General features: G+C 41.4%; 20 protein-coding genes and 1 pseudogene. 12 read left to right on the top strand and 9 right to left on the bottom strand.

Annotated elements, in window-relative coordinates; all coding sequences use genetic code 11:
• Nucleotides 1–525: 525 nt before the first annotated feature.
• The 3 genes from HWQ42_RS22930 to HWQ42_RS22920 form a co-directional block, all read right to left on the bottom strand.
• Nucleotides 526–1380, bottom strand: a complete 855-nt coding sequence (locus tag HWQ42_RS22930; RefSeq protein WP_292816391.1) for an SIMPL domain-containing protein — start codon at nucleotides 1378–1380, stop codon at nucleotides 526–528.
• A 197-nt stretch (nucleotides 1381–1577) separates the two neighbouring features.
• The gene (locus HWQ42_RS22925; protein WP_292729718.1) at nucleotides 1578–1952 is read right to left on the bottom strand and encodes a hypothetical protein; all 375 of its coding nucleotides are present in this window, start codon (nucleotides 1950–1952) and stop codon (nucleotides 1578–1580) included.
• Between the two features lie 531 nt (nucleotides 1953–2483).
• Nucleotides 2484–3548, bottom strand: a complete 1065-nt coding sequence (locus HWQ42_RS22920; RefSeq protein WP_292816389.1) for an NAD(P)/FAD-dependent oxidoreductase — start codon at nucleotides 3546–3548, stop codon at nucleotides 2484–2486.
• A 133-nt stretch (nucleotides 3549–3681) separates the two neighbouring features.
• Between HWQ42_RS22920 and HWQ42_RS22915 the strand changes: the two genes are divergently transcribed.
• From HWQ42_RS22915 to HWQ42_RS22905, 3 genes are all read left to right on the top strand, one after another.
• Nucleotides 3682–4524 carry a YaaW family protein gene (locus HWQ42_RS22915; RefSeq protein WP_292729712.1) on the top strand — a complete coding sequence of 281 codons (843 nt, stop codon included), beginning with the start codon at nucleotides 3682–3684 and terminating at the stop codon, nucleotides 4522–4524.
• On the top strand, nucleotides 4506–5894 hold the full coding sequence (locus tag HWQ42_RS22910) for an O-antigen ligase (RefSeq protein ID WP_292816387.1): 1389 nt from the start codon (nucleotides 4506–4508) through the stop codon (nucleotides 5892–5894). The genes HWQ42_RS22915 and HWQ42_RS22910 overlap by 19 nt, the downstream gene beginning before the upstream one ends.
• A gap of 281 nt (nucleotides 5895–6175) precedes the next feature.
• Complete coding sequence (locus HWQ42_RS22905; protein ID WP_334812981.1) at nucleotides 6176–6688, top strand: hypothetical protein; 513 nt, start codon at nucleotides 6176–6178, stop codon at nucleotides 6686–6688.
• Between the two features lie 110 nt (nucleotides 6689–6798).
• On the opposite strand, the gene HWQ42_RS22900 is transcribed toward HWQ42_RS22905, so the two are convergent.
• Nucleotides 6799–6987 (bottom strand): hypothetical protein, encoded by a 189-nt coding sequence (locus tag HWQ42_RS22900; RefSeq protein WP_292816385.1) that lies wholly within the window; start codon nucleotides 6985–6987, stop codon nucleotides 6799–6801.
• Nucleotides 6988–7518: 531 nt separating this feature from the next.
• On the opposite strand from HWQ42_RS22900, the gene HWQ42_RS22895 reads away from it, so the two are divergent.
• The 3 genes from HWQ42_RS22895 to HWQ42_RS22885 all read left to right on the top strand — a co-directional run bounded on the left by HWQ42_RS22895 (nucleotide 7519) and on the right by HWQ42_RS22885 (nucleotide 11175).
• Complete coding sequence (locus HWQ42_RS22895) at nucleotides 7519–8040, top strand: Ycf51 family protein (protein WP_292816383.1); 522 nt, start codon at nucleotides 7519–7521, stop codon at nucleotides 8038–8040.
• A 715-nt stretch (nucleotides 8041–8755) separates the two neighbouring features.
• Entirely contained in the window at nucleotides 8756–9946 is a 1191-nt protein-coding gene (locus HWQ42_RS22890; RefSeq protein WP_292816381.1) for an iron-containing alcohol dehydrogenase family protein, read from the top strand.
• Entirely contained in the window at nucleotides 9943–11175 is a 1233-nt protein-coding gene (locus tag HWQ42_RS22885; protein ID WP_292816379.1) for an aspartate aminotransferase, read from the top strand. Before HWQ42_RS22890 ends, HWQ42_RS22885 begins: the two co-directional genes overlap by 4 nt.
• 348 nt (nucleotides 11176–11523) lie before the next feature.
• Here the strand turns inward: HWQ42_RS22885 and HWQ42_RS22880 are convergent, their stop codons facing one another.
• Complete coding sequence (locus tag HWQ42_RS22880) at nucleotides 11524–11928, bottom strand: hypothetical protein (protein ID WP_292816417.1); 405 nt, start codon at nucleotides 11926–11928, stop codon at nucleotides 11524–11526.
• A 196-nt stretch (nucleotides 11929–12124) separates the two neighbouring features.
• Here HWQ42_RS22880 and ppsA point away from each other — a divergent pair, with 196 nt between their 5' ends.
• Nucleotides 12125–14623 carry a phosphoenolpyruvate synthase gene (gene ppsA, locus HWQ42_RS22875; RefSeq protein ID WP_292816378.1) on the top strand — a complete coding sequence of 833 codons (2499 nt, stop codon included), beginning with the start codon at nucleotides 12125–12127 and terminating at the stop codon, nucleotides 14621–14623.
• Nucleotides 14624–14696: 73 nt separating this feature from the next.
• Here the strand turns inward: ppsA and HWQ42_RS22870 are convergent, their stop codons facing one another.
• Entirely contained in the window at nucleotides 14697–14822 is a 126-nt protein-coding gene (locus HWQ42_RS22870) for a hypothetical protein (RefSeq protein ID WP_292729693.1), read from the bottom strand.
• Between HWQ42_RS22870 and HWQ42_RS22865 the strand changes: the two genes are divergently transcribed.
• The 5 genes from HWQ42_RS22865 (at nucleotide 14807) to HWQ42_RS22845 (ending at nucleotide 22793) form a co-directional block, all read left to right on the top strand.
• Nucleotides 14807–16378 carry a phospholipid carrier-dependent glycosyltransferase gene (locus HWQ42_RS22865; RefSeq protein ID WP_292816376.1) on the top strand — a complete coding sequence of 524 codons (1572 nt, stop codon included), beginning with the start codon at nucleotides 14807–14809 and terminating at the stop codon, nucleotides 16376–16378. The two genes, HWQ42_RS22870 and HWQ42_RS22865, sit on opposite strands and share 16 nt — an antisense overlap.
• 723 nt (nucleotides 16379–17101) lie before the next feature.
• Nucleotides 17102–17731, top strand: a complete 630-nt coding sequence (locus tag HWQ42_RS22860) for a helix-turn-helix domain-containing protein (RefSeq protein ID WP_334955147.1) — start codon at nucleotides 17102–17104, stop codon at nucleotides 17729–17731.
• Nucleotides 17625–20354, top strand: coding sequence for a peptidase domain-containing ABC transporter (locus HWQ42_RS22855; protein ID WP_292816374.1), 2730 nt, complete (start codon nucleotides 17625–17627; stop codon nucleotides 20352–20354). Before HWQ42_RS22860 ends, HWQ42_RS22855 begins: the two co-directional genes overlap by 107 nt.
• A gap of 65 nt (nucleotides 20355–20419) precedes the next feature.
• The gene (locus HWQ42_RS22850) at nucleotides 20420–21943 is read left to right on the top strand and encodes an HlyD family efflux transporter periplasmic adaptor subunit (protein ID WP_292816372.1); all 1524 of its coding nucleotides are present in this window, start codon (nucleotides 20420–20422) and stop codon (nucleotides 21941–21943) included.
• Nucleotides 21944–22058: 115 nt separating this feature from the next.
• Nucleotides 22059–22793 (top strand): peptidylprolyl isomerase, encoded by a 735-nt coding sequence (locus HWQ42_RS22845; protein WP_292729680.1) that lies wholly within the window; start codon nucleotides 22059–22061, stop codon nucleotides 22791–22793.
• A gap of 135 nt (nucleotides 22794–22928) precedes the next feature.
• Here HWQ42_RS22845 and HWQ42_RS22840 read toward each other — a convergent pair whose 3' ends face one another.
• The 3 genes and pseudogenes from HWQ42_RS22840 to HWQ42_RS22825 form a co-directional block, all read right to left on the bottom strand.
• Nucleotides 22929–23117: a hypothetical protein gene (locus HWQ42_RS22840; protein ID WP_292816370.1), complete on the bottom strand. Its 189-nt coding sequence runs from the start codon at nucleotides 23115–23117 to the stop codon at nucleotides 22929–22931.
• Between the two features lie 690 nt (nucleotides 23118–23807).
• Nucleotides 23808–24673: pseudogene (locus HWQ42_RS35610) on the bottom strand (transposase); the annotation flags it as partial.
• 501 nt (nucleotides 24674–25174) lie between these two features.
• Nucleotides 25175–26272: a T3SS effector HopA1 family protein gene (locus HWQ42_RS22825; RefSeq protein ID WP_292816365.1), complete on the bottom strand. Its 1098-nt coding sequence runs from the start codon at nucleotides 26270–26272 to the stop codon at nucleotides 25175–25177.
• Nucleotides 26273–26301 lie beyond the last annotated feature (29 nt).

The following is a 26301-nucleotide window of genomic DNA, read 5'->3' as shown; positions in this document are numbered from 1 at the left end:
GAATAAGGATGCATACTGAATTATCTATATTTAACACGGGCATCACTTATTGATGTACCCTTCCTACCAAACAACTCTCGCAAAACAGCCTCAGCTTATCTGGGGCTGTTTTGCGTTACTTCTCACAGAGAAGGTGTGTAAATGAGAATCCTCAAACACTTTTATCTGTATTTGAGTGTATACCCTGATGACGTAGGATTTTCTCAGGGTGAAAATTTGGTATAGGTAAATGCGTATCTTTCCTGACTCCAGATTTGCCACAAACACTTCTGGAGTTTTTTCATTACTGGAGTTTGAAATCAGCAGTTTCGCACCGGAAACTAGTCTCAACTCAAGTGAATATTTGATTTTTCTATAGATTGCTAGAATGAAAAAGCAAAATAGTACTTGAATAAGTAAGAAGTACAATTGATATTTTGTAAACTTAGTCATAAAAGTCAGTCTTTACAATCAAGACAAAATAGTTAAGCGATCGCACTTCCAATTTTGACTAAATCAAAGTGCAATCGCACTAAATATAAATGTTTATTTCGTTGTATACGTCACAAAAATATCCTTTTTCATTTCAACCTCTGCTGGGGCATCTGGATTATAAGCTGGTGATAATAAAAAACTAGCAAACGACGGTAAAGGAACTCCAGTTTTAGAACTACATGAGGGATAAAATAATGTGTAAAATGGCTCGGCGACAGAAGGAGTACTAAGTTTAACATCCATCGCAGTTGCTAAAGCCTTAGCGCGGCTTTGAGCATCTTTCATCGCTGATTGATAAACTGAACTCTGCAAAGCCTGACAGTCATTTACTGCATACTCAACACCCACACTCTTGACAGAAAGGTTTTCAATCTGGCTCGTGGACTTGTTCGCTGTAGCAACAATTTCTTGAACGCGATCGCGCGTTGGTTTTTCTAGTCTCACCAATATCTTGGCGTTATTTTCACTGGCATTAGGGTTAATTTGCACTTGAATTTTATCAGCCCTAATGCCTTTAGCAACTAAGCTATCCACTACAGGCTGAAGAGTTGCTTTAGTTAGGGATTTTTTGTTTGGTAAAGGTTCTGCTGCTGTTTTGTAATTAAAAACTAAAGTTGGTGAGGCAGCCCGGTCTTGTTGTTCCGACAAAGAGGGACTGCCGAACCCGGAGGGTGAGGATATGCGGCGGGTTTCGGGTAGAGATGATGGTTGCGTTTGTAACTCATCATTGCTACCCCCACTACTGAATACCAACTCAATATCCGCTGTATCTGCTGGCACTCTTACTACCCCTTGACCTATTACCATTAATGAATGGCGATCGCTTGCTGGTGGGTAAAACAACTGGGCATTAGTGACTTTAGGTGTTAATGCTTCCACCCCGACAGTCACGGAAATACTTAGCATTAGAGCAGTTATTTTTCTCATATCCTGGGAATATCCTTTTAACTTAGTAATTGTCAAATTTTACACCTCAAGAGGAATCTACTTAAAAAAATATTGAGCTAATCCCACGACTAAAGGCTGTGGGATTAGCTCAAAAATTCAAAATTCACTGCGGGCGTTATGATATCTCAGCAGAGAGCCAAATCTCGTTAGAACTATTAACCAAACCAGTGAGAAGGTTCACAAGCGGGTTGAACTGTTTCACAAACACGATGGCTAATCCAATCTGACTTTTCTTGAACAATTAGACAAATACCTTGGTGAATCAAATTCTGTAAATGTAGTTGCTGTTCTAAGGGTTTACGAGGCAATTTATAATAAGCCAAGCTTCCTGGTTCAGCCTCTGCTGGAATCTGTTCATCAGACATGACGCTGTAAAAGGAGGGAATGCGGTTGAGAACGAAAGTAATTAGCTCTTGGCGTAAATCAGGAATCGCAAAGGCTTGTTGATATGGATGGGATGGATATGTATTCAAAATACTTTCAATTTCTCCCACTATTGATTGTTTTGTTAAATTTACTACCGTTTTCATGATTTTTAAACTCCTTTTTTACTCAAGTCAATACTTGGTGGAGAAAATAATTTTTTTAGATGGCAATGTCTTAATTAAAATCAGTTAACTTACTTTTAACTGATAGCTGCAATCTCCCTGAAACTAGCTTCTTATCTTGGTAAAATCTCAGACATTTGGCTTTGCTTATTTTAGTTAAAGTTTATACTGCCTCACAGCCTGACTTATTAAAACAGCGTCCAATCAGCTGGTAATTTACCGACATTTTATATTTATAATCCTAATTATTTAAAATTTCTGCCATTTTGGGATAAATCTACATAAAACGCAGCATTAATGCTAGGGGATCAAAATTAACAATAATCAAACAACTTGAATTAGGAACAAGTTTTTCATAAAGTTAAGCGTTTAGGGTAATTGACATCACTTTTTAGGTTTGCGACAAAATTTGCTATTTCATCTAAAAAACTTATCTGTTGCACTTTGATTTAGTCAGTTATAAAAATACCGACTCACTATAGTGCAAAATCAGTCTAGCGACAGATGAAATGATCAGGTGAAAACGTTAAAAAAGTTCATATTATCAAAAGGTAGATGACGTAACTGATTATTAATTTCATCAGCCGCAGCTAATCCAGAAAGCATCGCACCTTCTACAAGATTGCCGCCACACCAATCACCACAGCAAACTAAAGGTAAGGGAGTTTCGGTAGACAAAAAAGCTTCGTGCCAAGGACGGCTAGGAAAGGCGTAACGCCAACGATGTACTTGCATCCATTCGGGAGTATTCAGCCAAGGAAGGGACAGAGATTCAGCTGCTCGTTGCAACATATATTGTCCGGCAGGTTGTAAATCCTGTGATTCTAGATGACGTTGGGCAAAATCAGCGCTACTTTGCACCACGAAATGTGGTTGTTGAGGGTTAGGACGCTTGCTACTGTCTAAACCAATCCATGCTAAATCAGCATCATTCACAAAAGTTCCGGCTTTCCACTGAGGGAGGGGTTGAGATGTGAGAAGATATCCAGCGATCGCACTAATCGAAGGATAAAATTCTACAGAACGCAAGTTATCAAGAAAAACTGCATCCAATCCACTTTCACTCAAAGGTTCCAACAGCATCACAGCTTGGGGTGCAGGAATGGCGACAACTATAGCTTTTGCAGTTAATTCTTCATTGCTAGATTCCAGAGTCAGACGCCAGCTATTTTCGGGAGTTTGAGTAATAGCGATAACACGCTGATTCAGTAATATTTCTAAACCTGGGGCGAGGGATTTAGCGATCGCACTCATTCCCCCAGGTGCAACATAACGCGGACTGCGGTTTTTGGGTTCAGATAAAGGAACACCTGCTGTGAGTTCGTAAACCTCCTCTGTCCAAACTTCTAGGATATGGCGCGATCGCAATATCTCCACAAAACGTCCCAACAATTCACCCTTTGGCTTCAGGTAACAAGCCCCATGATCCGCCAAAGTTCCATGCAAGCGGCGTGTAGCTAGTCTTCCTCCCAAACCACGCGACTTTTCCACTACTACCACCGAATATCCAGCTTGACTTAGCTGCTGGGCGCAGACTAAACCGGTAATTCCGGCACCAATCACTGCAATATCAGTCATGAGTCAATAGTCCCTAGTTAATTATGGTCATTAGTTATTGGTTATTATCAAAGGACAAAATTACTACTAATGACTGCTGAAAGCTAATAGTAGAATAAGGTACAGAAAGCTGCACGGAAGGGAGGAAGGGAAATTGGATGAAATGAGGGCGGCGCTAGAGTTAGCGACCGAAGAAGAATTGCAAGATTTAACGGCAATTCTATTTAGTCGTAAGTTCAATCCCTTAGACTATGTACACACACCCGAACCCATCGAAGTGCAAAGCCAAGACCGCAAAGCTTGGTTAGATGCACTAGAGGGCCGCTTTCGTTTTTTGGCGGCAGATGGGATGACAGTATTACGGGGACGTACAGGCCAAGTAACTTACCGACAAGCGTTAGTTCAAGTATGTAAGTATCTAAAAATTCCCTATTCTCATCAGCTGGCAACTATTGATTTAGAAGCAGAAGTATTTTTGCATCTACTAGGACAGGTGTGGAAAAAATTACCGGAACAGGAAAAGCAAAAATTGACTGTACAGGTGCAGCGTCAGCTGCTCAAATCAGAACTAAAACAACCCCTACCACTTTTATTACAACGTGACCCATTGGGTTTACTTTTCAAAGGCGGTAGTGCGATCGCGGTTACTTCTCTTCTTCAGCCACTTGTACTGAAGCAAATTGCCCGTCAATTTGCCATCCACTTTGCTACTTATGAAGTAGCCAAACAAGCGGCGATTACAGGCACAGAAGCAGCTGCAACGCAATTTCAAAGTTATGTAACGATGCAAATGGCGCAACGGGGTATGACAGTAAGTGCAGCTCGTTATGGGGCAGCCCGCACGATGTTTGCCGTAATTGGCCCAATGATGTGGACTTGGTTTATTGCGGATTTAGGCTGGAGAGCGATCGCTACTAACTATGGTCGAATTATTCCTACCATCTTCGCCTTAGCTCAAATTCGCCTCACTCGTGAGGAATGTTGGGAGCCAGCTTGAACAAAGTTTTTAACTATTTCAAGTCTCGTTGGCAATCTTCTTGGAACTACTCTCTATGGGCACTGTTAATCTTCCCATTGAGTCCTTTAGTAGGGGCTGTGACTGTAGGTTTTGTCTCATTAATAACTTGGCTGAAACAATCCCGCAAAATTAATCACCGCCCCCTTAACTGGGGATTTGCCCTGTTGAGTGTATTACTGATCGTGAGTGCTGGGTTTGCCCAGGACAAAACAGCAGCTTTCCTCGGCTTATTTAATTTATTACCATTCTTTTTACTTTTCGCTGCCCATAGCGCTCTGATTCAAACATTTGCCCAATTGCGGCAAATGGCTTGGGCTTTAGCGATCGGTTCCATGCCAGTAGCAATTATGGGCTTGGGACAATTATTTTTAGGCTGGAGTTTCAAGTTCCAGTTTGTGTGGGTTGTGTTTAGTTGGACAATCAGACCAGGCGGAAACCCACCAGGTCGTATCGCTTCACTTTTCTTGCACGCTAATACCTTCGCAGCTTATCTAGTAATAGTTTTCATCCTTAGTCTAGGGTTATGGATCGAACAATGGCGATTAGGGATGAGTTATTGGGGATTGAGCATCAGAGGCAGAGGGGCAGAGGGGCAGAGGGGCAGAGGGGAAAGACTTACTGCACCACACTCTCCAGTTGCCTTTATCTTCCTAACCGTGGCAGTGATTACAAATTTCATTGCCTTAATTTTCACCAACTCGCGTAATGGGTGGACGATCGCTATTTTTGCCTGTTTAGCTTATGCACTCTACCAAGGTTGGCGCATTCTTGTAGGTAGCGTTGCTGCAATCGTTTCTAGTGTGTTTTTGGCAGCTTTTGCTCCCTCAACAATCGCTCACATTTTTCGCTGGGTAGTTCCTGCCTTCTTTTGGGCAAGGTTAAATGACGATATGTATCCAGATAGACCAGTCGCTTTAATGCGAAAAACTCAGTGGGAGTTTGCCTGGTCTTTAGCTCAACAACATCCTTTGACTGGTTGGGGGTTACGTAGTTTTAGTACACTTTACCAAGCAAAGATGCAGATTCCCTTGGGTCATCCCCATAACTTGTTTTTGATGTTATCTGCTGAAACTGGTTTTCCCAGTGCTTTTTTATTTTGTGGCTTACTAGCTTGGATTTTGATTATCAGTGTCCAACTACTGCAAAAGTCAAAATATATAAATGCAGGAGACAAATTGATATTTTTCAGTTATCTTTTATCCTTTGTTGGGTGGATTTTATTGAATACAGTAGATGTAACCCTCTTCGATTTCCGTTTGAATGCGCTTTCATGGCTAATTTTGGCTGCTATTTCTGGAGTAGTATATCGCGATCGCGAAAAAGACAGGCTCGCGTCTCATCAAAATTAGCTATTAGTTTTTTCAGTGTATGCACTGGGGACATTGAGAGTTTTAAGTTAATAAGATTGTTACATTCACGTCTGTGAGTGTGACTAATACCTAATTAGTCACTGTTGCTGATTGTTGGGAAGGTGTAGGGACACCCCTTTGGGGTTTTCCTGCATGACGGGCATCTCTTGTAGATGCCCTTTTGTATATTTATTATTTTTATTCAGTTAAACACTATCTTAAAAAGATTGAATTTGACGCAATATCTGAAAAATTTTATCCTTGACAAAGGAACATAAAACATGATTGCTGAAATTAAACTAGGTCTTTGTAACCCTCCAGAACCTATTTATTTATATGTGAAAAAAGGAGAATTAAGCGGGGAATCATACTTGTGGTATAACTACAATAATGATAAAACTATTCCTGTACAACAAACAGGGTTGACTGGGTATATATCCGAACTTAAATTAACGACGAAAGAATTTAAAGAAAAAGACAACAATAAGTTAGACATCGTTGTTAGAGCGGATGAAGTTTATATTATTAGGACTGGGAGAGAAACGAACTTTGCTAAAAGTTTTCTTTTAGCTGCATCACTAATCCAGGATTTTTCCAAACCCTTGATTATCGCTGCAACTGCTGGAGAAGAAAATGTGGTTTTTTGTAACCTCTACGACGCAACAACTAAAACCAGGATTCACTCTGAATGGAATAGAGATGCTGATTGGCTAGCAATAATTGATAGTATTCAAACTAGGTTGCAGACATCTAAAAATTCCCATATCGTCTCTGGCGAACCAATACTGTTCTAGGAAAAATAGGGAGGCGGGGAAATTTTGTCAAGAAATTTATTTCCCAGATTTATTAGCTACAACTTAACAAAATCGTATTACTCCCTAACGGAGTGATTACACGTTTTTTGCTATGGATCTAAGCCTTGGCTACGCTTTGTTTGGATGATTTGTTGTAGCTCATCTACTGAATTAAGACGTTTGCCATTAGACTGAATGTGTAATGCTAAGGCGTGAATTGCTTCTGTATCGCCACGATTTTTTAAGATATAATCTCGCAATTGCTTGCGTGTCATTTCTCTAAAGTTAGGCTTATTCATAATCAACCTCTCCTTCTAGATTAATTACTAAAACTGTCTCTTCACCTGCTATTACTACGATCTTATCTGTTCGCTCATCTAAGCTAACTAGGTAAACCGAGAGATACATTCGCGTTAGGCAAATCAAGACTCTGTATAACTGTTTCAATTGTTCTGAGCTTGACTCCATTCACCGCTAAACTTAGGCTAAACAGAAGTTGAAACTTTATTATGACTGATAACCTTATGGTGTAGTACCAATTCTTTTAGGACTTACGCAATAACTCTCTGAAACTCTCATTCCTTTGTGTCCTTTGCGCCTTCTCTAACGAGACGCTGCGCGTAGCTTGCTTCTCCGTAGGAGTATGCGGTTCGTTTTTTCATTATTTTGCATAAGTCCTGTCTTTGTGAAACTGCACAAAAATTAGGCTTGGTGATACAAGCGACTTGAGCAAGTTGTTGTATCTATGCAACCTCACAGGTAATCGGTGTAAGCTCTCGGTAAAATGGGTGTGTCGGTAACGAAAAAAAGACGCCTCCATAACCAACCTTATGCTCACAACAGCTAACTTTCTTCAGTACACCCAATGGTCAGGTATAGCTACCTTGGTATTTGCTGCCTTGACATTTTTGGCTTTTATTCTCAAATGGGGCATCCGCTTTCGGTTGGTGGGTACGACTGGCTTTATGCTGGTGGTGACTGCTGGTTTATTTGGACTCTCAATAGTCCCCTTGAGTCGGACTGTGATTCCTGGAGCAACTCGATACACTCTAGTTTATGACAATGGCTCAACACAAGCGGTGATTGCCACATCACCCCAAATTACACCCACACAATTAGAAGCAACTTTACGTCAAGCAGCTAGCAATCTCTTTTCTTATGGTCGCTCAGGTTCACGGGAAGACGGAAATTTGACAGTTCGCGCCCGTACTATTATCCACCCGGAAACAGGGATTTCTGTCCCAGTTTACTTGGGTGAGGTTAAGCGATCGCTCGTTTCTCATCAAAATTCCCCAGTAACAGTCAAAATTTACACAGAAAATTTCGCCAAATTGCCAAAACCAACTGCTTAAGACGCAGGGGAGCAGGGAGCAGAGAGCAAGGGAAAAGAGTTTTCCCCTCTGTCCCCCCGCACTTCTGCCTATTTTCAATGCCCAATGCCCAAAGCCCAAAGAACAAAGAACAAAGAACAAAAATAATTTACCTGGTATCAGGATGACAAAATTTATTTTGTATTTACTGATACATTAATAGTTATATTTAGATTAAGATATTTACACTTTAGTGGTTATACTGTGGGAAAAGGTTAATCAGCGTGCGGGTAATGGGTACTGACAGTTGTGATTTGTCAGTTGTTGTCCTAATTGCCCCTGTTGCCATTTTTAAAATTCTTTACAGCAAATCAAGGGGTTGTAGGGGCATATCTTTGCATACCTTTACATATATACCTGTAGCTAAGGATTGCATGAAATAGCACGATCGCCTACACGTTATCAACTATCGATTGCTTTTCTTGATAATCTGACAATGGTAATGTTAATTAATTATACGGTTATTCAAAACTTTGATAGTTCGGAATTTCAGGTTAATGGGTATTTATAGATTCAAGCAATGTCGTCAAACTACTCAATTGGTCGGCAACAGGACTTGTCTATTGAATTGCTTGGCTCAAATCCAGATGATCTGGGTGTCAGGTTGGAGCCATCCAAAAACCAGCTTGGCAACAAGTATCCTTGAACGCCAGTCTATTTGATTAAGAAATATCAAGGTTTTGACAAACGAGATTATATGCCCAATAATTTTTCTACTCAACCTTCTTTGTCTACTCAAACCTCTAGTTCATTCTTTACGCTCACAGTTTCTCCCGCAAAAGTAATCCGTGGTTCTGGAGTGTTGCAAACAGCCGCAGCAGAGATTGCCTGTTTGGGAAGTCGCCCCTTAATTGTGGCAGGGAAGTCTACTCTCGCTATCAGCCAACAAAATTTACAACCAGTTTTAGAAGCGCAGCAGTCACATAGTGTCCAAGCTTCTTATGGTGCAGATTGCTGCGAAGCTAGCCTGAAATCTTTACAGAAGAAGGCAAAAGAACATAAAGCTGATGTCATTATCGGTATTGGTGGCGGCAAAGCCCTAGATACAGCGAAATTAGTCGCACAGCAGTTACATCTACCAGTGGTGACAATTCCTACTTCCGGCGCTACTTGTGCAGCTTGGAGTGCCTTATCAAATGTTTATTCGGAAGATGGGGCTTTTCTCTACGATGTGGGGCTATCTCGTTGTCCCGATTTATTGATACTCGATTATGACTTGATTAAAACTGCACCACAACGTACCTTAGTAGCTGGAATTGGTGATGCGATCGCTAAATGGTACGAAGCCTCAGTTAGCAGTGGACACTTGCAAGATACTTTAATTATTGCTGCGGTGCAACAAGCACGAGTTTTGCGAGATATCATGTTGCAAAAGTCAGCCGCCGCCCTGGAAGAACCAGGTAGTGAGGTTTGGCGAGAAGTGGTAGATGCCACTGTGTTACTCGCTGGGGTAGTTGGGGGACTGGGAGGAGCGCAGTGTCGCACAGTTGCCGCCCATGCCGTGCATAACGGTTTAACTCATATTTCAGGACATGGCAGTATTCATGGCGAAAAAGTTGCTTTTGGGATTTTAGTGCAACTGCGTTTAGAAGAAATGCTACAAGGCAATCAACTAGCAGCATCGGCACGGCAACAGCTGTTAAAGTTCTACACAGAAATTGGACTACCCCAAAAATTAAGTGATTTGGGATTGGGCAATATTACATTAGGCGAATTGCAAACAGCCGCCGAAATGGCTCTAGTTCCTAATTCTGACATCCATCGACTACCGTTTAAAGTCGCGCCAGAACAGTTAATGGCGGCAATGGTTTCTACCACTGCACCTATAGATAGTAGAGATACTACAAATCGAGTTTCGCCCAAGGGAATGAGTGACGAGGTTTTATGAGTTTAAATTGGATTGTCCCAGCAGAACGCATACAAAAACTACCACCTTATGTATTTGCCCGTTTAGATGAACTGAAAGCTAAAGCACGAGAACAAGGGTTAGATTTAATTGACTTGGGTATGGGAAACCCCGATGGTGCAACGCCAGCACCAGTAGTAGAAGCGGCGATCACAGCTTTAAAAGATCCCGCCAATCACGGTTATCCACCCTTTGAGGGCACAGCTAGTTTCCGCCGTGCAATTACTAACTGGTATCATCGCCGTTATGGTGTGGTTCTCGATCCTGATAGCGAAGCCTTGCCATTGCTGGGTTCTAAAGAAGGATTAACTCATTTAGCACTCGCCTACGTTAACCCTGGTGATTTAGTTCTGGTTCCTTCCCCGGCTTATCCGGCACATTTCCGTGGCCCGGCGATCGCTGGCGGCAAAATCCACAGCTTGATTCTTAAACCCGAAAATGACTGGTTAATTGATTTAGCTGCCATTCCTGACGAAGTTGCAAGACAAGCCAAAATGCTCTATTTCAACTATCCCAGCAATCCCACCGCCGCCACCGCCCCGCGCGAATTTTTTGAAGAAATCGTCGCCTTCGCCCGCAAATATGAAATTTTGCTGGTGCATGATTTATGTTATGCCGAGTTAGCTTTTGATGGTTATCAACCCACTAGCTTGTTAGAAATTCCTGGTGCGAAAGATATTGGTGTGGAATTTCACACCTTATCTAAAACTTACAATATGGCTGGTTGGCGCGTCGGCTTTGTCGTGGGGAACCGCCATGTAATCCAAGGTTTGCGGACGCTGAAAACTAACTTGGATTACGGCATTTTTGCAGCATTACAAACAGCAGCCGAGACAGCTTTGCAACTGCCAGATGTGTATTTGCACGAGGTACAACAACGCTACCGTACCCGCCGCGATTTCCTCATTCAAGGGTTAGGAGAGTTGGGTTGGGATATTCCCAAAACCAAGGCGACGATGTATCTTTGGGTGAAGTGTCCCGTTGGCGTTGGTTCCACAGATTTTGCCCTGAACGTATTGCAGCAAACAGGAGTTGTGGTTACTCCAGGTAATGCCTTTGGGGTTGCAGGTGAGGGTTATGTCAGGATCAGTTTGATTGCAGACTGCGATCGCTTGGGTGAGGCTTTACGTCGCTTCAAGCAAGCTGGCATCCGCTATCAGCCTGAAGCTGTAGTCCCTGCTCCAGAAGCGATCGCCGATCTCGTTAGTTGATTAGAGAAAACAAAACCAATATTACATGACTAAAATTTTTGCTGACGATCTTTGAGATCGTTTGTGTAAAAAATAGGTGAATCAGTTTTAAATTTCTCTTCTTTACCCGCAAACTAGGATATTGAATGAAGACGGAGGGCAGTTCAAGCTTACGCAAGACTGCCTTCTGCTTGCTGTATTTCTTAATAAATACCTAATCTTAAATCCAATATCTAATTTTTTTGCTATGGTGATCCCAAAGGAATTGTTAAGTGCTGACGAAATGTGAAATAAGTAATTAATTACTTATTTGGTATAATAAAATACGAAAAGTTGTAGGTAATTTATCTGAAAAATACATCTTTATTGTTACTTAGTGGGTTGGGCAATACGCGTTTCAATATCTTCTAATGTTTGTAACAATAAACGATTTGCCTGCAATTTCCAACCCCATTTCTGAACTCTATAAGCTAATACAGTTCCAACTACAGACGCTAACAAGCCTATGGGTTGATTTAAAGAAATTCCTAGTAGCAAACCCAATCCAGCAATTCCCCAAAATGGTAAGGCTACTGCTTGTCTTTGTTCTTCCACAACTTGGGTAATTATATTAGATTTCATCTGAGCAAGTAATACCTCTTTCACTTGCTGCTGTTCTGTTAACGATACTGTTAAACCTATTTTACGGCGCAGTTTTTCTATTTTGCGGGCATCAGTGCTGTATTCAGTTAGTCCATCTTCTGCCATTTTTAGGAGTCGTTCTAGCTGCGCCATCATGTATTAGATCAGGTATTTTAATCGAGTTATTAAACTGAATAATTGTTAATTTTTATTGCTTATAATTTTGTATTTCATCGCCAAATATCAAACTCCGCGACAGAACCAAAAATCTCAAGTTGAATATGGGAAAAATAAATATAGTAGCAGTTATGCACTTACAAGTTGAGTATAAACTAAAAAGGTAATATTTATGACTACAGTATCAAAAAGCACTTTGTCTCTAGCTGCCCAAGAGCGATCGCTCATCCTCTGGTTTGATGAAATTGGGATTGCTGATATCCCAGTAGTTGGTGGTAAAAATGCCTCACTAGGGGAAATGATTCAACAGCTAACACCCAAAGGCATTAACGTTCCCACAGGATTCGCCACTACTGCTTACGCTTATCGTCATTTCATTCAATCAGCGGGGTTAGAAGCAAAGCTACGCAAACTTTTTGCTGATTTGGATGTTGAAGATGTCAAAAATTTACGAGAACGCGGCAAAAAAGCGCGATCGCTATTAATCCACACACCATTTCCTGTAGAATTGCGCGAGGCGATCGCCACAGCATACCATAGTCTCTGTGAACAGTACCATGCAGACACAGATGTGGCAGTCCGTTCTAGCGCCACTGCTGAAGACCTTCCTGATGCTAGTTTTGCTGGACAGCAGGAAACTTACCTCAACGTTGTCGGTGTCGAAGGAGTTTTAGCAGCTTGTCATAAATGCTTTGCTTCTCTATTTACCGATCGCGCTATTTCTTATCGCCACGCCAAGGGATTTGACCACTTTAGCATTGCTCTGGCTGTGGGTGTGCAAAAAATGGTGCGCTCTGACTTAGCAACCTCTGGGGTGATGTTCTCCATTGATACAGAAACAGGTTTTAAGGATGCGGCACTAATTACAGCCGCCTACGGTTTAGGTGAAAATGTTGTCCAAGGGTCTGTAAATCCCGATGAATATTATGTTTTTAAACCAACTTTAAAAGCTGGTTTCCGCCCAATTATCGACAAAAAATTGGGCAGCAAAGAACTGAAAATGATTTATGATGACGGCTCAAAATTTACGAAAAATGTTTCGGTTTCACCTAGTGAAAGAGGTGAATTCGCTCTGAGTGATGAAGAGATTTTACAACTAGCAAGTTGGGCGTGTTTAATTGAAGACCATTATTCCCAAGTCCACGGCATTTTCACTCCAATGGATATCGAGTGGGCAAAAGATGGGATTACTAACCAACTTTTTATTGTGCAAGCGCGTCCCGAAACCGTCCAGTCGCAGAAGACGGGAAATGTGTTGCGGAGTTATCGGTTGGTATTGGGGAATCGGGAATGGGGAATCGGGAATGGGGAAAATTCCCACTCCTCACTCCCTGATTCCCAATCCCCAATCCCTCTGGTTACAGGAAGTGCAATTGGAGAAGCAATTAGTCAGGGAAAAGCACGCCTAATTTTAGATGTTCAGAAACTAGAACAGTTCCAAGTCGGGGAAGTCTTGGTGACAGAGAGAACCGATCCCGATTGGGAACCAATTATGAAACGCGCTAGTGCAATTGTCACCAATTCTGGAGGCCGCACGTGTCATGCAGCAATTATTGCGCGAGAATTGGGTGTACCTGCGATCGTGGGATGCGGCAATGCTACGGAAATCTTGAAACCTGGTCAAGAGGTAACAATTTCTTGCGCTGAAGGGGAAGAAGGAAAAGTTTATCCAGGCTTATTACCTTTTGAAGTTAAAGAAGTCCCTTTAGAAAACTTACCCCGCACCCGCACTAAAATTTTAATGAATGTGGGTAATCCCCAAGAAGCATTGAGTTTATCGGCAATTCCCAACGATGGCGTAGGTTTAGCACGAACAGAATTTATCATTGCTAACCAAATTCAAATTCATCCAATGGCGTTGATTCACTATGACTCGTTAAAAGATGAATTTGTCAAAGCTAAAATTGCTGATATTACTTCATTGTACGACGATAAACCCCAATATTTTGTAGATAAATTAGCTCAAGGCATTGGTAGAATTGCCGCAGCATTTTATCCCAAACCTGTGATTGTCCGAACCTCAGATTTCAAAAGTAATGAATATGCAAATTTATTAGGTGGACGACAGTTTGAACCCCATGAAGAAAACCCAATGCTGGGTTGGCGAGGGGCGGCGCGTTACTACGATGAAGGCTACAGAGAAGCTTTTGCTTTAGAATGTCATGCCCTCAAACGGGTACGGGAAGAAATGGGTTTGACGAATGTGATCCCAATGATTCCTTTTTGTCGCACTCCTGACGAGGGACGTTTGGTTTTAGCAGAGATGGCAAAAAATGGTTTAAAGCAAGGTGTTAACGACTTGCAGGTTTATGTGATGTGTGAGTTGCCCAGTAATGTGATTCTGGCTGAGGAATTTGCTGAGGTATTTGATGGCTTCTCCATTGGTTCTAATGATTTAACTCAATTGACACTAGGGATAGACAGGGATTCAGCGTTAGTAGCGCGATTATTTGATGAACGCAGTCCAGCTGTTAAGCGAATGGTAAAAATAGTCATAGAAACAGCGAAAAAATGCGATCGCAAAATCGGCATTTGTGGGCAAGCACCCAGCGATTATCCAGAATTTGCTCAGTTTTTGGTAGAACAAGGAATTGACTCGATTAGTCTCAATCCAGATTCGGTTTTAAAGACGATGTTGGAAGTGGCAAAAGTCGAGGGTACTAATTCGTAATTTGTAATTCGAGTAATTTATGCCAGCTAGAGACCTTGTGTTAGGGTTCCGGTCTGAAGAACTGCGGAAAAATTCAGAATTTGCGTAGCTTACCGCCGCAGGCATCGCATAACCAACAGTAGTTGAACTTCTGGATCGCTGCCTGTAATATAGCGATCGCTATATTCTGCTGATTATTAACCCATGCCCAATGCCCCATGCCCGATACCCAATACCCAATACCCAATAACCAAAAAATGGTTCCGAATTGGGCTGTTGGGTATATTTATCCTCTCACTCGCCTTGAGGTTTTGGGGATTGGAGCGATTCAATACTCTGGTATTTGATGAAGTTTACTTTGCCAAGTTTGGTAATAATTATCTCACGCATACACCATTTTTTAATGCTCATCCGCCGTTAAGTCAATATATGATTGGCATCGGCATTTGGATTGGCAGTCACATTCCTTTTTGGCACGATACCGTGAATGGGCTGACAGGTTCATTGCGATCGCCTTGGACTTATCGTTGGTTAAATGCCCTCACAGGCTCATTTATTCCTGTAGTTGTGGCTGCGATCGCTTATCAGTTAAGCTATCGTCGTACCTTTGCAATACTTGCAGGATTATTCACAGCTTGTGATGGTATTTTTCTAGTTGAGTCTCGGTATGCTTTAAGTAATATTTATATCGTCATTTTTGGTTTGTTAGGGCACTGGTTTTTATTATTGGCATTAGATAATCAAAATCGGCGACGTTCTTTTTGGTTAGTTTTTGCTGGTATTGGTTTTGGTGCATCAGTTGGTACTAAGTGGAATGGTTTATGGTTCTTATCAGGCGCTTATTTCATTTGGATAGCAGCTTGGCTAATTCATTTGATACATTCTTTTTCTAACTCCAAATTCTTTTTTAGATCCCCCTTATTAGAGCAGGAGGCAGAAGGTAAGAGGCAGGAGTTAGGGGTTAGTACTTATTCTCCACCATCCCCTTTATCGCCCTTATCTCAGACACCACTACAAAACTTGACTCAGCTAAATATTTTTCAGATGCTGTTTTATCTAGGAATTATCCCAGCTTTTATCTACAGCATCATCTGGATTCCCCACCTTCAACTAGATAAAACTTATGGATTTATTGCAGTACATCAGCAAATTTTGAAGTTTCACTTACATCTAGGTGGTAATAGTCCTAACGTGCATCCTTACTGCGCTGCTTGGTATAAATGGCCTTTGATGACTCGGCCAATGGCATATTATTATCAAACAGCTGAAAGTATCACCGAGCCGTTACCTGTAATGGGGCCTCCTTTACCTGCTGGTGCTGGACAAGTTGTTTATGATGTCCATGCAATGGGTAATCCATTTTTATGGTGGTTTGGTGTTGCTGCCATGTTGTTTTTAATAGGGATGCTGGTGTCGCAAGTGGCAATTCCTTGGGTGAAAGAAAAGCGTTTTTCTGTGCCTGCAACTCTTAGCGTTGATACTTGGATTGCCTTGTATTTAGTTATAAATTATGCTGCTAACTTATTACCTTGGGTGAAAGTGACAAGGTGCGTTTTTATCTACCACTATATGTGTGCAGTAGTATTTGTATTTTTAGCGATCACTTGGTTTGTCGATCGGTGTCTTTGTAGTTATTATCAACAACTCCGAGCGCTAGGTGTCACCATTACTTTTATCATTCTGGCTGCTTTTATTTTCTGGATGCCCATTTATTTGGGTTTACCCCTCTCTACTGAGGGTTACAAGCTGCGAATGTGGTTCAACTCTTGGATTTGATTGAAGAAGAATTCAGTAGTCAGAATCAAGCTGCTTTGGTGCGATCGCATTTTCGTCATTTTTCAGCGCTTACACACGCGGGATGAATATACTGGTACAAGTGTGTCGATGCACACGGGGGCGAAATCGTAGTTAATAGTCAAGTTGGAGTCGGTACAATTTTTACCGTCACCCTTCCTTTACTAGAAGTTTAAGCGGTTACAGCAATTTTTATATATGGGGAATACAGTTCATTATTGGGGCACAATAAATATATTGTGACCTTACGTATGCGAGTTCTCAAACGAATTTTCATCCGTGGCAATGGCGAGTCAGTTATAACTTTTTTCTCTTCTCAGAGAAAATTTATCTTTACAAAAAGGTTACTAAAATTTAACGACTATTTTCGGAATTTACAAATTGGATTTGTAGCCTAATATAGGCTTACAAAAAGAATACTTAAAAGCCGTTGTAAAAGATATTACTTAGTGTACTTACTTTTTGCATAAAATAAAAAATAAATAGTAATAAGTATTACAGGTGCAAAAAAATTAGCTTTTGCAATATCTCTACTTTTAGAGATATTGCAAAATTACGCATCGTTCAGAAGACATTTGTGTGTCCACAAATCTACTTAATTATACGTGTATGTCGGACTGCCAAAGTAAAATTGAAACAAGATACATAAATGTAACTAACAGTAAGTATTTAACATCATTTCAGCGGAAATTACTGTTAGCAAGTTTGGAAAAAAGTTTACCTGAATCTTACCGTCAACGAATTGAAATCATGTTGTTGGCAGATGAAGGAAAAACCCAAAGATCAATTTGTCGAATTTTGGGGTGTTGTCCAGCAACAGCAAGGCATTGGATGCACATAGCGCGGACAGGGATGGCGCACCAATGGCAAGATTGCCCCATTGGTCGCCCGAAGGCAGTAAATGACGAGTATTTAGAACGTTTGAAAGAACTGATTAAAAGTAGTCCCCGCGATCATGGCTATTCTTTTCGTCGGTGGACAACAAACTGGTTAGGGAAACATCTAGCGAAAGAATTTGGGATTGAAGTGAGCGATCGCCATATCAAGCGACTGCTCAAACAGATGGGATTATCCACACTACCAAAACCCAGCAATTCTGAAGCAAACAGCAATGAGCAGACTAAGAGTCCCAAAATTTTGATTAGCGATCTCAAATCCGCAGCTATTCCAGATGATACCGAATTTTTACCTATTAACTTTCCAAAATTAGGAAAGGATTCAGACATTTATGGCGCAAGATATATCTGCTCAGTTGATTTTTCTGGAACAGTTCAACAATACTCTGGGTTATTCTCTTTCGACAGAGGAATTTCAACACTATCTTCAACAAGTTAAATTTATCAACCCGAAAGTTGGCAAATTCTGGCAAGGAACTGATGTCCAACCAGGAATTTATATTGCGATCGCTGGTAAGGTCAGGTTGCTGGATAGCGCCGATGAGTTAATCGCTACTTTGGAAGCAGGTGACTCATTTGGGGAATTTACCTTATTTAAGGAAGGTGACTTTAAAGCTTACGCTGCAAGGGCTTCAGTAAACTTGCAACTGTGCTTTGTTTCGGGTGAAGTGTTATGGCCATTGATGGCTAGATATCCCCAAATTCGGGAGCATTTGTGGGCTAAGGCGCTATCTCGTAATCCCCAACAGGTGGACTCAGATAACCCCCTAGTACTGCCATCTGACTCAAAACCACTGCATGAAACAAAGATTTTGTCAACGCCAGCAATAGAGCCACGCGAGAAAAAGATTAGCAAAGCCTATTTTCCCAACTCCACGCAGCGAGTCGGGCATTTATTACAGCGTGTGATTCGGCGTTATCCGTTTTTTGCCCAACAGAGTGGATCGGATTGCGGTGCAGCTTGTTTAGTGATGGTGTCTCGCTATTGGGGGAAAAACTTTAGTGTAAATCGCCTGCGGGATATCGCCAATGTTGACCGCAATGGCTCGTCACTGCGAGGGTTATCGGCGGCGGCGGAAAGTATTGGGTTTGCCACGCGACCTGTGAAAGCGAGTCTTGACCAATTAGCGAAGCAAAAATTGCCTGCGATCGCTCACTGGGAAGGCAAGCATTACATAGTTGTCTACGAAATTACCCCCAAACACGTAATTGTCGCCGACCCCGCTATTGGTCAACGCACCCTCAGCCACGCCGAATTTAAAGCTAACTGGACTGGTTACACATTGCTGCTGCAACCGACAGCAATGCTCAAGGATACTAAAGAGACTTCTACCCCATTTTGGCAATTCTTTGAATTAATGAAGCCTCACTCTTTAGTGATGCTGGAAGTGTTTGTCGCTTCCTTATTTATCCAGATATTTGGGCTTGTTACTCCCTTATTTACCCAGTTAATTTTAGACCGCGTAGTGGTGCAGCGTTCTGAACTAACCTTAACGGCGGTGGGGTTAGGATTACTAATTTTTAGTTTATTTCGTGTGGCGATGACAGGGTTGCGGCAATATCTGTTAGACCACACGGCGAATAAGCTTGATTTAGCACTAATTGTCGGATTTATTCGCCATACCCTGCGGCTACCGTTGAGTTACTTTGAGTCGCGTTATGTAGGGGATATTATCTCTCGTGTACAGGAAAACCGTAAAATTCAACGTTTCCTCTCCGGTGAGGCGTTGTCCATTCTGCTAGATTTAGTCACTGTCTTTATCTATTTAGGATTGATGTTTTGGTACAGCTGGAAAATGGCGTTGTTGGTGTTGGTGATTATACCGCCTTTTTTCCTGCTGGCATTGATTGCTACACCTTTTTTACAAAAGATTTCTAGAGAAATATTTAATGCTGTTGCTAATGAAAGTAGCTATCTGATTGAAGTCCTTTCTGGTGTGCGAACAGTTAAATCTACAGCAGTAGAACAGACAGTGCGTTGGCATTGGGAAGAGTTATTGAGTAAAGAAATCAAAACTAATTTTTCCGGGCAAATTATCAGCAATCGCCTGCAAATATTTAGCAACACAATTGAAGCAGTGGTAACTACCATCTTGCTGTGGTTTGGGGCATACCAAGTAATTCACAACCAGCTAACCATTGGGCAACTGGTGGCATTTAATATGTTGCTGGGAAATATTATTAGACCCTTCCAACGATTAACAGTTTTGTGGAATCAATTGCAAGAAGTGGTGATTGCGGTGGAACGGATAAATGATGTGTTGGATGCGGAACCAGAAGAGGATTTGCAGCACCAGGTGCGGCAATCTTTACCACCCATTCAAGGTAACATTCGCTTTGACAACGTGACGTTTCGGTATCACCCTGAAAGCGATATCAATGTTTTGGAAAATCTCAGTTTTGAAGTCCACAGTGGGCAAATGGTTGCCCTGGTGGGACGGAGTGGTTCGGGGAAAACCACGATTTCTAAGCTGGTTTTGGGATTATATCCCCCCACAGATGGCAAAGTGTTGATTGATGGACAGGATATTACCAGCCTTTCGTTGCGTTCTCTACGCGAGCAAGTTGGGGTAGTTGACCAAGATACCTTTTTGTTTGGCGGAACGATTCGGGAAAATATTAGCTTGGCACATCCTGGGGCAACTTTGGCAGAGATAATTGAGGCGGCGCGATTGGCGGGTGCTGATGAGTTTATTAAAAAGTTACCTATGGGTTATGAAACCCAGATTGGTGAAGGAGGGGGGATGTTGTCTGGAGGACAGCGACAAAGAATTGCGATCGCTAAAGCGTTGTTAGGCAATCCCAAGCTGTTGATTTTGGATGAGGCGACTTCTCATCTGGATGCAGAGTCAGAAAGGATTATTCAGACGAATTTAAACACAATTCTTCAGGGTAGAACCACCTTAGTAATTGCCCATCGCCTTTCAACTGTACGAAATGCAGATTTGATTTTAGTGCTGGATCGCGGCGTGTTGATTGAGAGTGGGACTCACCGAGAGTTGATGGCCAAGCGAGGACATTATTTTTATCTCAATCATCAGCAGATGGATGTTGCGGGGTGAAAAAAGAAGATAAGCAGGAAACTTTTGTTATCTCCCAAAATCCAAAATTTATATCAGGAAAAATTATGCCAAACACATTAAATGGAAGAGTTCAAACCCAAATTTATGAGGTAGAACAGTACGACGAAGTTTTAAGGGAGCAAACACCAGCTAGCTCAACTGATGATTGGGCTTACGCAACCAAAGATTTACTTGATAGTTTGCCCCAGGTTTGGACAAGGGGATTGCTGTATTTTTTGGTGGTGTTTGTGTCGATTATTTTACCTTGGGCGATGCTATCTAAGGTGGATGAAACGGGTACAGCACGAGGGCGACTTGAGCCAAAGGGAAAGACAGTTAGACTGGATGCTGCTGTGGCAGGTACTGTTGCCGAAATTCGAGTCAAGGAAGGTGATTTAGTTAAAGCTGGGCAGACTTTATTGGTGTTGGAATCGGAGTTAGTTAAAGCAGAATTGCGGCAGGCACAGGATAAATTGGAGGGACACTTAAATCGCCTTTCTCAGTTAAATTCATCTAAAAGTCAGTTAGTTGTATCTTTGACAACTCAACAGCAACAAAACCAATCTCAACAGTTAGAAAAGCAGGCTCAAATTGCTCAAGCGCGACAGAATATGAATGCTCTGAGGAATTCCTATGATTTACAAAAAGACGAAAAATTAGCTCAAGTCAATCAGGCACGGCAAACTCTTGAGCATAGTCAAACTGCTAATAAGTTAGTAAACAGTAGTTTAGCAAGTACCGAGCGGGAAGTTGAACGCTATCGCAGTCTTTGGCAGTCAGGAGTTGTTCCAGAAATTAACGTTGTGGAAAAGCAAGATATAGCTAAAGACAAGCAACAGTTATACGAACAAAATCAGTCAGATATTCAGCAGGCTAAACTACGTTTGGTAGAACAACAGAGTAGTTATAAGCGGACTATTCGGCAAGCAAATGCAGATATTGAACAGGCACAGTTGCGACTGAAAGAGCAGGAAAGGAGTTATCAGACCTTAACTCGTTCCAGCAAGCTAGCTCTGCTCAAAATCGACGAACAACAGAAGAATTTAGAGACAGAAATTACTACACTTCAGGCAGAAATTGCTCAAAGTAAGAGTCAGATTGTCTCATTAAAATTTCAGTTAGGACAACGAGAGTTAAGAGCCACCGTGAATGGTAGAGTGTTTCAGCTACCAATACAACGGGCTGGGTCTGTAGTGCAGCCTGGAACAATGATTGCGGAGATTGCACCGCAAGGTTCGCCTTTAGTAATTCGGGCGCAAATGGCGACAACTGAGAGTGGTTCTTTGCGAAGAGGATTGCCAGTCAAGTTAAAGTTTGATGCTTATCCGTTTCAGGATTATGGAATAGTGGAAGGAGAATTGTTAGAGATTTCTCCTACTACTATAGAGGTGGAAACACCTAATGGAAAGGTAGCAGCTTATGATTTGGAAATTGCCCTAAAACAAAATTGTATTCCCTCAGCTAATAAATGTATTGCCTTGCATCCTGGGGATACGGCGACGGCAGAGGTAATTGTGCGTCAGCGTCGGGTTATTGATTTTCTGCTTGACCCGTTTAAGAAGTTACAGCAGGGGGGAGTGAAATTGTAGAGAACCCAACCCCCTTCCCTACGTCCAAAGGACATGGGAATTAGGAATGTAGAGACGTTACATGTAACGTCTCTACATCCAGCTAATAAGTCAAACCAAATTTAGGAGGAATATCATGTCACAACCTATCACCATTACCAAGGAAGACATTCTTCACCAAGTTAAGGTATCTTGTAAAATTCCTGAGATAGTTGAGCAGATTGTTACCCGCAAGGTGATTATAGCGGCTGCTGAAGAAGCTGGTATAAAAGTGGAGGTTGAGGAACTTCAGAAAGCAGCAGACCAAATACGATTAGCGAATAAACTCGATAGTGCTGATGATACCTGGAATTGGTTAGAGAAACATGGTTTGTCTATAGATGATTTTGAAGAAATTGCTGACATCAGTCTCATCTCTGGGAAGTTAGCTAATCATCTTTTCGCTGATAAAGTTGAACCCTCTTTCTTTGAGAACCAACTAGATTATGTTGGCGTGGTGATGTATGAAGTTGTTCTGGATGATGAAGATTTAGCCATAGAACTCTTCTATGCGATTAAGGAAGGTGAGATGAGTTTCTATGATGTTGCTCACAAATACATTCAAGATACAGAATTACGCCGCAAAGGTGGATATTTGGGGATAGTGCGTCGCCAAGATTTAAAACCAGAGATTTCTACTGCTGTTTTTACTGCTAAACCACCACAGGTTATTAAACCGATAGTGACTTCTAAGGGAGTACACTTAATTTTAGTAGAGGAACTAATTCAACCAGACCTAAATGAAAAACTCCGCACAAATATAATTTTAAACTTATTCACTCAGTGGCTTAACCAACAAATTGAACAGTCTAAAATAAATAAGTTAACCTAATTACACATAAATTGCTTTGATGTTTGTAGTAGCGCTTTTAGCACTATAGACGCAGACTGGGTTTTCCCAGAGTAGCGCTACTACAAACGTTTTTTTAGGTTTAACTAAGTAGGTCGGCGCAAATAAACCGTACTACTAATAAATAACAGCGCTAATAGCCAACCCAATTGTGATACCAACTAGCACACCAGCACCAAAAACGGGAGTCATACCACCTTTAGTGATATCCAGTTCGCTATCGGTCAAATCATTCATAAAGCTTTCAGAACCATAGAACAATTCAGCACCAGCAGGACGTAGTTCAGAGATTACGATGTTAGCCATTGTAAAATTACTCCTAAGTAAAGTTTTTTCAGTTGGAATTAGACTTTTAGTTTTTCTATTCCCTTAATATAATAATGTGTTATTTAATCTATTATTTCAAGGTTTATATTACTAAAGAATGTGCCATAAATAATGCACTTATAGGTTTGTTTATTACAAAATTTACTGCGTTATTTTTCCGAAAATAAAAATTTCATATTTATTTGGAATAAAGCATCTTATAGTTGATGACATATATAAAATATTTATGACCTTTTTTATTCTTAATTGCTTACTTTATTATAGCGGTTCTCGCTTGAGTGAGATACAAGAACCCCACCCCCTCCCCGCAAGCGATGAGGGGACTATAACGTACCTCATATTATTAGGAAACGCTATAATACAAATTAGAAAAACCAATAAAAAATCAGCCCAAGAATCCTCTTAGACCGAACGATAAAAATTTAGGGCTATTTGATTCTGGTGGTAGGAGCAGAACTCATGCTATTTGCTACAATCTGTCGAACTTAGGTTAGACGTGCTGGAAACTGCGCGATCGCTTTCCACAGCCTCTACAGTTGGCATCTAAACTCTAAGCTACTTGAGTTTGGACTACTTGGCATTTAGCAGCAATGAATAAAAGGCAAGAGAAAGTGACCCAACTTCTTTTAGAGGCTGAGTTAAGTGGAATCATTAAAAAAGAAGCAGAAACTAAGCAGCAGTTAGATCGGCGTTCTTAAGTGATTCTTCGGTTTTAGGTTTTTTAGATGCGTGTTTTTTGACAGTGGGATAACGGGGACGTAGAGGTGGCTGATGCCCTTGGGCGCGACCTGGTGATTTACCGCGAGTTTTAGGGGGTTGGGCAGTAGTGCCAATGGCGGCTAAAATTAGTGGAAACGCTTGTGCCACACCTCCTGGAGACAGTGTATCCTGATTCGATTGCCAAGGCAATGGGGAGTCGATGCAGGCAACTCACGAAGCCATAGTTGCCAAGTTAACAGGGGCATCAGGTCACTCCATCGCTCTGCTGCCTGAGTAGAACTAAGTTGAGGTTGTGTCCAATACAACCTCTGCTTCGCAAATCGATACCAATGTTCTAGGGCAAAACGGCGTAAATATTTGTGCCAGAGATCCTTTAATGCAGGCATTGTCAGACCCAACCAAGCTAGCCATAAGGGTTGGAACTTACGATTACGTCCTACTGGTTTGATGACCTCGACGCGAATGATTTCCATTGCCCGGTTTGGGGATTGAAGGAAATGAAACCCACTCCAACGCATTACTTTAACTCGACCAACTTTCGGGTCTTCAACTTCTAGAGTTTCAGTTGCCACAGGCCAAGTTTCCGAGTCATTGAGCTTAAACTTATGACCATGCTTACAAGGTGCGCCTCGTCCTTTGTAAGTACCGGGTGTACCCCATACACATCGGTTAGATGCTAAACGCAACAACAGGTCTGCGTCAATCTTCTCCGTTGCTTGGACAAATTTGGCGTTACCATCGCCTCGGTCATAAGCAGCAAGCGGTCTGACTCCTAACTCACGAGTTACAAGTTTTAGTTGAAATCCTGCTTTACTAACCCAAGTTGCTAGTTACTCTTATGGGCGATCGCTTAATTGTTTATTGGGGTGTGTTAGGTGTTCCGCCGTAACACACCCTACATCTATACTAAATTATAGTTACAAGATACAAGCCAAACCCTTTATTATTATCGTTATGCTTAGTTTGAGAGGACATAATTGTTTTAGTATTGACCTGATTAAACAATAAAAAAATCCCCCAATAAAATTGAGGGATTTGCTGTTAGCTTAAACTGATGCTTGAAAAAAATAAACAATTTCGCACTTTTCTCAGAAAAACTAAATTTATTTGTATGAAAGGTTATTTTCAATAATAACTCAATACAGCTTTTGATATTGCTGCTATTTGTGTGAAACTATCAGCCTAAACCACTGGCTATGACACTTAAGCTTGCTGCATATGAAGCTTCTCCAACTCCAAGAGTAATCAATGCTGCTCCTGTAGCAGCTATCAACAAGTTTTTTAGCATTTTTTTAGTCTTTTTTGGAATGAAAATTTTACAGTTCTAAAAGTGTATAAATATCTTCAGAGTTGGCATTAAGATATGAACGCTGCAATTCGATTCCCAAAGAAGAAAATTGCTCAATTATAGCCCTCATTCGCCTCTCAATTGAGTTATCCTCTTGATACCAAGCTGTCAGCAACCCATTTGCCACAATCTGACAGCGATTCATCCCAAAGCTTTCTTGAACAGCAAACTTTTGGTCTGGTTCTTCTGCCAACCCTAACCCTGGTGCAAGTTGCATAGTGAATAGCGGCACCTTTGGCTGAAAATGCGATTGGTTTTCTGCATAGACAGTCTCAAGGACTTGCCGGACAGCTTCATAGTTGCCTTTTTCAAAGTACAGTACCCCTGAATCGTAACGCTTGTAGTCATCTGGGTTATACAGCACCTTAAAGTGGAAGAAAATGGGAATGGCATTCAGTCGCCGCGTCAAGCTACTCATAACCACCACTGCACCTTCAGGGCTGAAGTTAAAGTACACCCGTACCAGATTTTCACGACTTTCAGATACGACATTGCTAACTGCCACGTAAAAGCCATTTTGCACCAGATTCTTCGGCATCTGGATAGCAACAGAATCACCTACCACAGCTGCCACTTCAGTAGGTTGAAGATGCTTATTCCGTTCAATATGCAGCCTCAAACCGCCTTTAGTCACGGCTAAACTGCGATCGCGTTCTTCTCTCAAAACAGACCAACCAGGGTCAAAGTAGCCCTCTCCAAAATTACTTTCATGCAATCGCTTATAAAATCCCACATCTACCCCTAAAACAGTATTATTCTCCAAATCCAGGGGCAAACCATTTCCTTCTCCATCTAGTGCCAACGTACTTTGCATAGAACTGTTGTAATATATACCATAAAGAAAACTCCGCAATTGCAGACTCAGATATTTCTGTTGCATCTGGGTTGGCATCTTCTGAAAACGTTCAACTGCCTCAGATGGTAATTCTAACGGTTTGTAATCTGGATGGTGGATGGAGAAATCAGATTTTATCTCAATTTTCTGAACAATATCTTGCAGAATATCCAGTAATTGCCCAGTTAAAACAATTTCTAGCTGAGTTTGAGGAGAATTTAATAATTGCATAACGACTACTTTAGTAATAACAAAATGAT

Source organism: Nostoc sp. JL23, assembly GCF_017115065.1.
GTDB classification, from domain to species: Bacteria; Cyanobacteriota; Cyanobacteriia; order Cyanobacteriales; family Nostocaceae; genus Nostoc; species Nostoc punctiforme_A.
Note: the sequence above shows the minus strand (reverse complement) of the source record. Positions and strands in the feature narration are given on the sequence as shown.